Raw genomic sequence first — 11994 nt, 5'->3', positions numbered from 1 at the left:
AAAACGGAGTTTGACTTACATCAAAACGCGCCGGGACAGTATGCGCCATTAAGACTATTGCGTGGGGCAGCTATTCTGTGACACGCATATAAAAAACGCGATAGCCCGCCTGCGGGCCCGGACAGAACATGTCCACCATGTTGGAGGAAGACACGTTGGATTACTCTGCCAAGATCGATGCGGCGATCCAGAAATTGCACGACGAGGGACGCTACCGGACCTTCATCGACATCGAACGCCGCAACGGTCATTTCCCTCACGCGGTCTGGACTCGCCCCGATGGCACCCAGCAGGACATCACCGTGTGGTGTGGCAATGACTATCTTGGCATGGGCCAGCATCCGGCGGTTCTGGCCGCCATGCACGAGGCGGTGGACGCCACCGGCGCAGGGTCGGGCGGTACGCGCAACATCTCGGGCACCACGGTCTATCATCGCCGTCTTGAAGCCGAACTGGCCGATCTGCACCGCAAGGAAGCCGCGCTGGTGTTTACCTCGGCCTATATCGCCAACGAAGCAACGCTTTCGACCCTGCCCAAGCTGTTCCCCGGCCTGATCATCGTTTCGGACGAGTTGAACCACGCCTCGATGATCGAAGGCATCAAGCACGGCCGGTGCGAGAAGAAGATCTTCCGGCACAACGACGTGGCGCATCTGCGCGAGATCCTCGAGGGGCTCGATCTCTCGGCGCCCAAGCTCATCGCCTTCGAGTCCGTCTACTCGATGGACGGCGATTTCGGTCCGATCCGCGAGATCTGCGACCTGGCCGATGAATTCAACGCCCTGACCTATCTGGACGAGGTGCACGCCGTCGGCCTGTACGGGCCGCGCGGCGCCGGTGTGGCCGAACGCGACGGGCTGGCCGATCGGATCGACATCATCAACGGCACGCTGGGCAAGGCCTATGGCGTCATGGGCGGATATATTTCCGCCTCGGCCCGGATGGTGGATGCGATCCGCTCCTATGCGCCCGGTTTCATCTTCACCACCTCGATCCCGCCAGCCATCGCCGCCGGGGCCGCCGCGTCGATCCGCTTCCTGAAAGAGGATCAGAGCCTGCGTGCCCGGCATCAGACGCAAGCCCATATCCTGAAGACCCGTCTTAAAGGTATCGGCCTGCCGCTGATTGACTTCGGCTCGCACATCGTGCCCGTTCCGGTTGGCAACCCCGTGAAATGCAAGATGATTTCGGATCGCCTGTTGCAGGACGACGGCATCTACGTGCAGCCGATCAACTTCCCCACCGTGCCGCGCGGCACCGAGCGTCTGCGGTTCACCCCGTCGCCGGTGCACGGGCCCGACGATCTGGATCGGCTGGTCAGGGCGCTCGACAAACTGTGGTCGCATTGTGCACTGAGCCGCGAGTCGCTCTCGGCCTGATTTCACCCCTCCAGCCCTGAAACGGCCCCGGTGTGACCGACAGGTCCTGCCGGGATCCTTTATGTCTCGTTAAGTCACAGATGGGATGGTGCGTGCGCTTATCAGCGCATTGTGCTACGACTTTGGCAGCAAACCTTGCGCATCGAATCGCGGGGATGCGACGGGGATACGGGCAGGGCAGACAGGATTATTCCATGACGGGGCGTAGTCACGAACCCGGACAGACCGAGAACGTCAAGCTGAAGAGCTTCGACGATTTCGAACTGACCTTGGGCGACATCATGCGCGGAGAACGGGCCACGCTGGGCAAGTCCCTGCTGGACGTTCAGCGTGATATCAAGATCAAGGCGGAATACATCGCCGGGATCGAGGATACCGATCTGTCCGTCTTCGAAACGCCGGGCTTCATCAACGGATATGTCCGCGCCTACGCGCGCTACCTGGGTATGAATGCCGATTGGGTCTACCAGCGCTTCTGCGAGGAAAGCGGGTTTTCCCATGTGGCGGGGCTTGAGGCGCAGGTCTATACCAAGACAGCCCGCGGGGGCACGCGTCCGGCGCGGCGCAAGACCTCCAGCGTGGGCGACGACGTGTTGTCGCGCAGCCCGATCAGTTCCGCGCCGACCCACGGCCCTTTCCACGGTTTGCAGGCCAGCGCCATCGGCTCGCTGGCCGTGCTGTGCCTGCTGGTGGCGGGTCTGGGCTATGGCGGCTGGTCGCTTCTACAGGAAATCCAGCGTGTTACCCTGACCCCGGTCGAAACGCCGCTGACCGTGGCGCTGTCGCCCACCGAAGCGGTCGAAGGCGTGGGGCTGGCCATCGACAATGCCGCGCCCACTCCGGCTGCGCTGGAGCGTCTGTATCGCCCCAAGGCGCTGGACACCCCGGTACTGGTGCCGCGGGACGGTCCCATCGCCATGCTCGACCCGGATGCCCAGGGCGTCTATGCGCCGAAGTTCGAAAGCCCGCTGCTGGTGGCCGCATTCCCCGAGGTCGCGCCCGAGGTGGATGCGATTGCCGAACCGGAAGTTCAGGTCGTGGCGCAGGCCGCACCGGAACTGGTGCTGTTTGCCCGCCGCCCGGCCTGGGTGCGGGTCCGCGCCGCCGATGGCAGCGTGCTGCTGGAAAAGATCATGGAGCAGGGGGAGCGTTTCGTCCTGCCCGCCACCGAAGAACCGCCGACCCTTCGGGCCGGCAATTCCGGCTCGGTGTACTTCGCGGTCAACGGTGAAACGCTGGGTCCGGCCGGACCCGGCACCTCGGTGGCCAAGAACGTGGTGCTGTCGGCCGAGGCGCTGAGCACCTCTTACCAGGTCGCCGATCTGAAGGCGGACCCGGAACTCGCGCGCCTGGCCGAACTTGTGATCGTGCCCGAAGCCAGCCCCATCGAGTAGGTCACGCCGACCACGGTTGCAGCGTCGGCACCACGGGGCTATCTGTCACGCAACCGGATCGCAGCAACGGACGCCCCCCATGTCGCACAATCCCATCCGCCCCTGGCGCAACATCGACCGGCGCAGGTCGCGCCAGATCCACGTGGGCAAGGTGCCGGTGGGCGGCGACGCGCCGATCAGCGTCCAGACCATGACCAACACCGACACGTCGGACGTGAAGGCCACGGTTGCCCAGGTGCTGGCCTGCGCCGAGGCCGGGGCGGACATCGTGCGCATCTCGACCCCGGATGAGGCCGCCACCCGCGCCCTGAAAGACATCGTGGCAGAAAGCCCGGTGCCCATCGTCGCCGACATCCATTTCCACTACAAGCGCGCCATCGAGGCCGCCGAGGCCGGGGCCGCCTGCCTGCGGATCAATCCCGGCAACATCGGCGACGCCACCCGCGTGCGCGAGGTTATCAAGGCTGCCCGCGACCACGGCTGCTCGATCCGCATCGGGGTCAATGCAGGCTCGCTGGAAAAGCACCTGCTGGAAAAATATGGCGAACCCTGTCCCGAGGCGATGGTGGAATCCGGGATGGAGCATATCCGCATCCTGCAAGACAACGACTTTCACGAATTCAAGATTTCGGTGAAAGCCTCGGACGTCTTCCTGGCCGCCGCCGCGTACCAGGGCATTGCCGAGGCGACTGACGCCCCGATACACCTGGGCATCACCGAAGCGGGCACCCTGAACGCGGGCACCGTCAAATCCTCGATCGGGCTGGGTAATCTGCTGTGGGCCGGGATCGGCGATACCCTGCGTGTCAGCCTGTCCGCCGACCCCGTGGAAGAGGTGCGCGTCGGTTTTGAGATCCTGAAGTCGCTGGGCCTTCGGCACCGGGGCGTCAACATCATCTCGTGCCCGTCCTGCGCACGGCAGGGGTTCGATGTCATCAAGACTGTCGAGATCCTGGAACAGCGGCTGGAGCACATCAAGACGCCCATGAGCCTGTCGATCATCGGCTGCGTGGTGAACGGGCCGGGCGAGGCACTGATGACGGACGTCGGCTTTACCGGCGGCGGTGCCGGGTCGGGTATGGTCTATCTGGCGGGCAAGCAAAGCCACAAGCTGTCCAACGACAAGATGATCGACCACATCGTCGAACAGGTCGAAGCGAAGGCTGCCGAGATCGACGCGGCGGCCGCCGCAACAGAGGCCGCCGCCGAATAGACTTGGGTCAGTCGGCGGTGCGCGCCTGCGCCACCAGGTCCCGCATCTGGGCCAGTGGAACATAGCCGCGCAACATATCGCCCTGAAGGATGAAGGTCGGCGTGCCCGAGATTTCCAGCTTCTGGGCCAGTTCGCGGTTGCCGCGCAGTTCTTCCACCACCTTGTCGTCGTTCATCGCCGCCATCACCGCTTCCTGATCCAGATCCAGATCGCGGGCCAGACGGCTGAGAGCCGCATCATTGACGCCGCCGGTCATGGTGATCAGGCGGTCATGGGCGCGCTTGTAGGCGTCGTTGCCGTGGATCATGCGGGTGGCGATGGCAAAGCGCGAGGCCATCAGCGAGTCTTCGCCCAGGATCGGGAATTCCTTCATGATCAGCCGGATGTTGCCATCGCTGGAGACCAGTTCGGCCACTTCGTCATGGGCCTTGCGGCAGTAACCGCAGCGGTAATCCACGAATTCCACCAGCGTGATATCGCCGTCGGGGTTGCCGCCTTCCCACGACCAGCCGTCGTTATAGATCTCGTCCTGAAGGCCGGACATCATCTGCTGTTCCGCTTGGGCCTGCTCGGCGGCCTGACGCTGTTCCAGAATGCCGATGGCCTCCATCAGCACCTCCGGGTTGTCCAGCAGGTAGGCGCGCACCTCGGCGCGGAACGCGGTCCGCTCGGCCTCGGACAGATCCTTCAGGTCCAGCGCCGATGCCGGCAGGGCAAGGGCTGCGACCGCAAGGGCCGGGGCAAGCAGGTGTCTCAGGAACATGGGCTATCTCCGTTTGTTTTGATTGGCGGCATGGATCACATCCTGCGCCCGTGACCATCCCGGCGATCCCGTGGGCAGCGCGCCGGCGGCCCGGTGGGCGTGGATCGCCGCATCTTCAATCTGTCCATATAGGGCATAGCGCTCTGCCGTCGCCAGCGAGGCCATGCCCGGATTTCCAGTGCGGGCATAGGCGACCGACAGGTCGCGCAGCATCCGCGTGTCGTATTGATCGCGCGCGCGCGCTTCTTCCAGAACTTCCAGCGCCTCCAGATCGCCGGCCTTGGTGTTCTGGGCCAGCAGGGCGCGGCCATAACCGGCAAGGATCAGCGGCTCCCGGGGGGCCAGTTCGGCGGCGGTGGCATAGGCCTCGATGGCGCGCTGCACATGGCCCGATTCCAGCTCGATCCAGCCGCCGAGATCCTGCGCATAGGGATCGTCGGGACGGCGTTCGACAAGTATCGCCACCTGTGCCCGCGCCGCTTCTAGGTCGGATTTCTTGTAATAGGCCAAGGCCCGGCCAATCGCCGCCGCATCCGAGGTGTCGGAGGCCTTGGTGCGGGTCAGCGTATAGCTGGGCGACCGCAGATAGGCCGACAGCAGCGCCTTGGCGCGCCCGAACCAGTATTCGGCGTCGCCCCGGTCCACCTCAAGCGGTGAAAGAGCGTCCACCGTCATGCGGATCGCGCGCACCCGGTCGCGGGACAACGGGTGGGTGCGGGCATAGGGATCCTGCCGCCCCGGCAACAGGTCTTCCTGTCCCTTGAACAGCTCCATCACCTCTGCCAGGGCCACCGGGTCGATCCCGGCGCGCGCAAGAAACCGCAGGCCGGATTTGTCGGCGGCGGCTTCTTCCTCGCGGGTGTGGGCAAACAGGGTGCGCCGGGCCGAGGAATGAATGCCCATGATGACACCGGCCCCGGCGCCGGGATTGTTGGACGCGGCCCCTGCGGCCACTCCGACGAGGGCGCCGATGGCCGTGGCGCGCTGCATCGCCTGGGCATTCAGGCCGCGCCGCGCAAAATGGCCGTTGGCGATATGGGCGACCTCATGCGCGATCACCGCCTGCAATTGGTCGGCATTCTGCATCCGCAGCAGCAGGCCGGCGTTGATGAAAATGGTGCGGCTGTTGGCGACAAAGGCGTTCAGCCCCATCTCGTTGACCACCATCACCTTGGTGCGGTTGGCCGGCAGGCCGGCGGCGGTCAGCAGCGGGCGGGCCAGGATGTTCAGCGCATGTTCCATGCCGGCGTCGCGCAACAGCCCTTGTGCCATTGCCGGACCACTGGCCAGAATCGCCAAAAACGCCGTGAAAACACCGCCAAGGGCGGTACGACGCAGCAGGGTCAGCATTGACCTCGGGTTCCGCGGATGCAATCGCATGTGGGTCCGGTTTGGGAGAGTTTGATGAAAACTTCAAGGCGCAGTTCGGTCGATCCCTTCATCGTGATGGACGTGGCCCAGCAGGCCGCGCGCATGGAGGCAGAGGGCCGCCATGTGATCCATATGGAGATCGGCCAGCCCGCCACGCCTGCGCCCCGTGGCGCGCGTGCGGCCCTGTCACGGCAACTGGACGGCGATCCACTGGGTTACACCGTGGCGCTTGGCCTGCCGGCCCTGCGGCAAGGCATCGCCGATCTGTACCGCCGCTGGTACGGGGTCGATCTGGATCCCGCGCGGATCATCGTCACCTCGGGCTCGTCGGGCGCTTTCCTTCTGACCTTCACCGCGCTGTTTGACACCGGCGCGCGGGTCGGTGTGGCGGCCCCCGGCTATCCTTCGTACCGGCAGATACTGAAGGCGCTTGGCCTGACGCCGGTGGATATTCCCACCGATGCCGCCCATGGCCACCACATGCGGCCCGAGGATGTGCCCGCCGATCTGGACGGTCTGATCGTGGCCTCGCCCGGCAACCCCACCGGGACGATCCTGGATACGCCGCATCTGCACGCCCTGATGGACCATTGCGACGCCCATGACATCGCCTTCATCTCGGACGAGATCTATCACGGGCTTCACTATGACGGTCAGGCGGTCTCGGCGCTGGAACTGGGCGCGCCCTATGTCATTAACTCGTTTTCCAAGTATTTCTCGATGACCGGCTGGCGCGTCGGCTGGATGGTGGTGCCCGAGGATCATGTGCGCACCGTCGAACGATTGGCGCAGAACATGTTCATCTGCGCCCCTCATGTCAGCCAGGTGGCCGCACTGGCCGCGCTGGGGTGCGAGGCCGAGGTGGAAGACAACCGCGCCGTCTATGCCGCCAATCGAAAATTGTTGCTGGAGGGGCTGCCGAAGGCCGGTTTCGACCGGTTTGCACCGCCCGACGGGGCCTTCTACATTTACGCCGACGTGTCGCATCTGACCGACGACAGCCGCGCCTTTGCCGCGCGGATCCTGTCCGAAACCGGGGTCGCGGTGACGCCGGGGCTGGATTTCGACCCGGCACGCGGCCATCACACCTTGCGTTTTTCCTATGCCGGGGCCACATCGGACATGGCGCTTGGGCTGGAACGCCTGGCCGATTTCACGGCCCGGCAACCGGCGCTGGCCAAGATGTGATTTTGACCCCTGGGCGCGCCCGGCGTATAGAACGGCGCAAACAGGCCTTCGGGAGTCCCCCTTGCTTCGCTTCATTCTTGGCATCTTCGGCGCGTTCTTCAGCTTCCTGACGATCGGCGCGGTTCTGGCGGCGCTCGCTGTCGGCGGCGTCTTCTGGATGTATGGGCGCGATCTGCCCAATCACGAACAGCTGTCGCAATACACCCCCGCCACCATCAGCCGGGTCTATTCCGACGAGGGTGAGCTGATCGACGAATTCGCGCACGAGCGGCGGTTGTTCGCGGCCTCGTCCGAAATCCCCGATCTGGTGAAAGAGGCGTTCATCTCGGCCGAAGACAAGAACTTCTACACCCACGGCGGCTATGACCCCTTGGGCATCGCGGCGGCGGCCCTGAGCATGGCACAGGGCGGGGCGCTGCGCGGGGCATCGACCATCACCCAGCAGGTGATGAAGAACTTCCTGCTGTCCTCGGACCGCTCGGCGGAACGCAAGATCAAGGAACTGATCCTGGCCACCCGTCTGGAAGCGACGCTGAGCAAGGAACAGATCCTGGAACTCTATCTGAACGAGATCTACCTCGGCCAGAACTCCTATGGCGTGGCGGCAGCGGCACAGACCTATTTCAACAAGAAGCTCAGCGATCTGACCATCGAAGAGGCGGCCTATCTGGCGGCCCTGCCCAAGGCGCCCTCGACCTACCACCCGGTGCGAGAGCGCGAGCGGGCCACCGACCGCCGCAACTTCGTGCTGCGCGAGATGTACGAAAACGGTCATATCACCGAGGCCGAGTATACCGAGGCAAGGGCGCAGCCGATCCGCTCGGTGCAGGGCGGGGAATACGAGAGCTTCCGCCGTTCGCTGCCGCCCCGCAACTATTTCACCGACGAGATCCGCCGCCAGTTGAGCCGCGATTTCGGCGAGGCCGAATTCTTCACCGGCGGTCTCAGCGTGCGCTCGACGCTGGAGCCCGACTTGCAGGCCCATGCCTCTACCGCCTTGCGGCGCGGGCTTGAGAAATACGACCGCAGCCGGGGCATCTATCGTGGCAACAACCTGTTCGTCCCGCCCGAGCGGCTGGAGAACGAGATCGACTGGCGGATTTCGCTGGAAGAGGCCGACCTGCCGCGCGACATCGACGGCTGGGCGCTGGCCGTGGTGCTGTCGCTGACCGAGGACCGCGCGGTCATCGGCGTCGAGGGGCAGGAAGTTTCCGAGACCGACTTCATCCCGCTGTCCGAACTGACCTGGGCCGCGCGCCGAGGCCAGCCACGTCCGCGCGTGCCCGACGATCTGCTGCGTCTGGGCGAGGTGGTCTACGTCAAGCCGGTGGTCGGTGACGACGGCGGCATCAGCCATTGGTCGCTGCGCCAGATCCCCGAGATCCAGGGCGCTTTCGTGGCCATGGACGTGAACACCGGTCGGGTGATCGCCATGCAGGGCGGCTTCAGCTACCAGAAATCCGTGTTCAACCGGGCCACGCAGGCAACCCGTCAGCCGGGGTCGTCCTTCAAGCCCTTCGTCTATGCCACAGCGCTCGACAACGGCTATACCCCCGCCACCATCGTCGTGGATGCGCCTATCGAGGTGAACATCGGCGGCGAGATCTGGCGGCCCAAGAACTATTCCAACAAGTTCTACGGCCCGACGCCGCTGCGCACCGGCATCGAACGGTCGCGGAACCTGATGACCATCCGTCTGGCGCAGGCCGTGGGCATGAACAAGGTGGCCGAACATGCCGAGGCCTTCGGTGTCTATGACGACATGAAACCCTATCTGGCGAACTCGCTGGGGTCCGAGGAAACCACGCTGTACCGCATGGTCGCGGCCTATGCCATGTTCGCCAATGGCGGTGAGCGGGTCGAGCCGACGCTGGTGGACCGCATTCAAGATCGCTTCGGCCGCACCATCTATCGCCACGACCAGCGCCAGTGCCTGGACTGTGACAGCCTGGTGGTGCCGGCGGGCCTGTCACCCAAGATCGTGTCGGACCGCGAACAGGTCATGGATCCGATCACGGCCTATCAGATCACCTCGATGATGCAGGGGGTGGTCGAGCGCGGCACGGCGGCGCGCACGGTGAACCTGCCGGTGCCCACGGCGGGCAAGACCGGCACCACCAACGATGAAAAGGACGTCTGGTTCGTGGGCTTCACTTCGAACATCGTGGCGGGCTGTTACATGGGCCATGACAATCCACGCTCGCTGGGGCGCGGGGCCTCGGGCGGCGGCATGTGCGGGCCGGTGTTCAACGAATTCATGCAGGAAGCCGTGAAGGTCTATGGCGGCGGCCCGTTCGAAGTGCCGCCCGGCGGCTATTTCCTGAAGATCGACCGGGTCACCGGCCAGCGTCTGCCCGACACAGCCACTGGCGCCAATGTGGTGGCCGAATACTTCCGCGATGGCGTCGATCCGGTGTTCGGCTACGCGGTGGATGGCGGTTTTGCCATGGGCGGCAACCTGCCGCTATTCTCGCGGGACGAAGCGCTGAGTGCCACCGAGGTCACCACCTCGACCGGAGAGGTCAAGAAGATCCCGCAAAAAGCGGGCTTCGGCACCATCAGTTCGGGCGGGCTCTACTGAACCGCCCGGCTCCCTTGCCAGTGGCCGCGCCGCTGATATAACCAGCCTTCCAACGCGGGAAACGCCCGCCGATGCAGGACGGACAAAACAGCTATGCGCGCGGAAATTCAGAACATCGTGGCCGAGGTCGAGAAATCGTTGAACCTGCTGGCGCAGCGGTTGGACTGGGAGACAGCGCCGCACCGCCTGGAAGAATTCAACGCCATGGCCGAAGATCCCGACCTGTGGAACGATCCCACACGGGCGCAGAAGCTGATGCGCGACCGCCAGATGCTGGTCGATGCCATGGACACCTACAAGACCATCAAGCAGGAGCTGTCCGACAACGTCGAGTTGATCGAATTAGGCGAGATGGAAGACGACGCCGAGGTCGTGGCCGAGGCCGAGACTGCGCTCAAGGCGCTGGCCGAAACCGCCGCCCAGAAAGAGCTCGAGGCGCTGCTGGACGGCGAGGCCGACGGCAACGACACCTTCCTGGAAATCAACTCTGGCGCCGGCGGCACCGAAAGCTGCGATTGGGCGTCGATGCTGGCGCGGATGTATGTCCGCTGGGCCGAAAAGCACGGCTACACCGTGGAGTTGCAATCGGAAAGCGCCGGCGAAGAAGCGGGCATCAAGTCGGCGGCCTACAAGATCAGCGGCCCCAATGCCTATGGCTGGCTGAAGTCCGAAAGCGGCGTGCACCGGCTGGTGCGCATCTCGCCCTATGACAGCGCGGCGCGGAGGCACACCTCGTTCAGCTCGGTCTGGGTCTATCCGGTGGTGGACGACAATATCGAGATCGAGGTGAACCCCTCGGACATCCGGCTGGACACCTATCGGTCGTCGGGTGCGGGCGGTCAGCACGTCAACACCACGGATTCCGCCGTGCGGATCACCCACCTGCCCACCGGCATCGTCGTAACCAGTTCCGAGAAATCCCAGCACCAGAACCGCGACATTGCCATGAAGGCCCTGAAATCGCGCTTGTACCAGATGGAGCTGGACCGCCGGAATGCCTCGATCCAGGAGGCGCATGAGAACAAGGGCGACGCGGGCTGGGGAAACCAGATCCGCTCATACGTTTTGCAGCCCTATCAGATGGTCAAGGATCTGCGCACCAACGTGGAAACCTCGGACACCCAAGGCGTGCTGGACGGCGATCTGGACAAGTTCATGGCAGCCACTTTGGCGATGAATGTATCCGGCAAAAGCCGCTCCGAGGCGCAATCGGACACCTGATCGTGTCGCCCTGCGGTTGCAAGGTGTTTTGCGATTGCCAAACATCTGCAATTCGGCATTCTTGAAGCCTCGTCTGAGCAAGGAGGAGGCCCAGCGATGACCGATACAACCGCCCCCGATGCGTCCCCGATCCCCAAGATCGCCCGGATCACAATGTCCGATCTGCGCGAGGTTCTGGTGCTGGGCTGGCACGACTTCCGCCGCGCGCCGACCTATGGGCTGATCTTCAGCGCGGTCTATGTGCTGGGCGGGCTGTTCCTTGCCTTCGTGTCCAGCGGTTTTGTCTGGAGTACGGTGATCCTCGCCCTTGGCTTTCCCATTCTCGCGCCCTTCGTGGCGGTGGGGCTGTACGAGGTCAGCTGGCGGCTGGAAGACAATCGCCCGCTGGATCCCAACCAGATATTCGGCGCGGTCTGGCGCGAGAAGGATCGGCAGATCCCCTGGGCCGGGGCGATCATCGTGGTCTACTTCCTGTTCTATACGTTTCTGGCGCACATGATCTTTGCCCTCTTCATGGGGCTGTCTGTGATGACAAATATTTCAAGCTCTTACGAGGCGTTCTTCACGACAAACGGACTGACCATGATCGCCATCGAACTGCTTGTGGGCGGTGTGCTGGCGTTCATCCTGTTCGGTCTGACGGCCTTCAGCCTGCCGCTGCTGCTGGAGAAGGAGATCGATTTCATGACCGCCATGCTGCTCAGCTTCAGGGCGGTGCAGGAGAATATTCCGGTCAGCCTGGCCTGGGCGGCGATGATCGCCGGGCTGGTGCTTCTGGCAATGATCCCGGCGTTCCTGGGGCTGTTCGTGGTGCTGCCGGTGCTGGGCCATGCCACGTGGCATCTGTATCGCCGGGTTCTGGTGCATCCCGGCGGCTGAGTTTC

At 64.1% G+C, this 11994-nt stretch carries 9 protein-coding genes; 7 read left to right on the top strand and 2 right to left on the bottom strand.

The features are described from left to right. Positions 1 to 155 precede the first annotated feature (155 nt). The 3 genes from hemA to ispG all read left to right on the top strand — a co-directional run bounded on the left by hemA (position 156) and on the right by ispG (position 3986). The gene (gene hemA / locus AB0T83_RS06155) at positions 156 to 1379 is read left to right on the top strand and encodes a 5-aminolevulinate synthase (RefSeq protein ID WP_366192240.1); all 1224 of its coding nucleotides are present in this window, start codon (positions 156 to 158) and stop codon (positions 1377 to 1379) included. Positions 1380 to 1573: 194 nt separating this feature from the next. Then, entirely contained in the window at positions 1574 to 2773 is a 1200-nt protein-coding gene (locus tag AB0T83_RS06150; RefSeq protein WP_366192164.1) for a helix-turn-helix domain-containing protein, read from the top strand. A 79-nt stretch (positions 2774 to 2852) separates the two neighbouring features. Beyond that, positions 2853 to 3986: a flavodoxin-dependent (E)-4-hydroxy-3-methylbut-2-enyl-diphosphate synthase gene (ispG, locus tag AB0T83_RS06145; protein ID WP_366192163.1), complete on the top strand. Its 1134-nt coding sequence runs from the start codon at positions 2853 to 2855 to the stop codon at positions 3984 to 3986. A gap of 7 nt (positions 3987 to 3993) precedes the next feature. On the opposite strand, the gene AB0T83_RS06140 is transcribed toward ispG, so the two are convergent. Together AB0T83_RS06140 and AB0T83_RS06135 are read right to left on the bottom strand one after the other, a co-directional pair. Further along, positions 3994 to 4749: a DsbA family protein gene (locus AB0T83_RS06140; RefSeq protein WP_366192162.1), complete on the bottom strand. Its 756-nt coding sequence runs from the start codon at positions 4747 to 4749 to the stop codon at positions 3994 to 3996. Between the two features lie 3 nt (positions 4750 to 4752). Then, entirely contained in the window at positions 4753 to 6099 is a 1347-nt protein-coding gene (locus AB0T83_RS06135) for a M48 family metalloprotease (RefSeq protein ID WP_366192161.1), read from the bottom strand. Positions 6100 to 6153: 54 nt separating this feature from the next. Between AB0T83_RS06135 and AB0T83_RS06130 the strand changes: the two genes are divergently transcribed. From AB0T83_RS06130 to AB0T83_RS06115, 4 genes are all read left to right on the top strand, one after another. Beyond that, entirely contained in the window at positions 6154 to 7308 is a 1155-nt protein-coding gene (locus tag AB0T83_RS06130; protein ID WP_366192160.1) for a pyridoxal phosphate-dependent aminotransferase, read from the top strand. Between the two features lie 61 nt (positions 7309 to 7369). Then, complete coding sequence (locus AB0T83_RS06125) at positions 7370 to 9889, top strand: penicillin-binding protein 1A (RefSeq protein WP_366192159.1); 2520 nt, start codon at positions 7370 to 7372, stop codon at positions 9887 to 9889. Between the two features lie 93 nt (positions 9890 to 9982). Continuing rightward, positions 9983 to 11110 carry a peptide chain release factor 2 gene (gene prfB / locus AB0T83_RS06120; protein ID WP_366192158.1) on the top strand — a complete coding sequence of 376 codons (1128 nt, stop codon included), beginning with the start codon at positions 9983 to 9985 and terminating at the stop codon, positions 11108 to 11110. Positions 11111 to 11206: 96 nt separating this feature from the next. Continuing rightward, a complete protein-coding gene (locus tag AB0T83_RS06115; protein WP_366192157.1) occupies positions 11207 to 11989 on the top strand; it encodes a DUF2189 domain-containing protein in 783 nt (260 codons plus the stop codon). Positions 11990 to 11994: the final 5 nt, after the last annotated feature.

This window comes from Meridianimarinicoccus marinus (assembly GCF_040689105.1).
Lineage (GTDB): Bacteria > Pseudomonadota > Alphaproteobacteria > Rhodobacterales > Rhodobacteraceae > Meridianimarinicoccus > Meridianimarinicoccus marinus.
The sequence above is the reverse complement of the archived record's forward strand: the minus strand, read 5'-3'. Positions and strand labels throughout refer to the sequence as shown.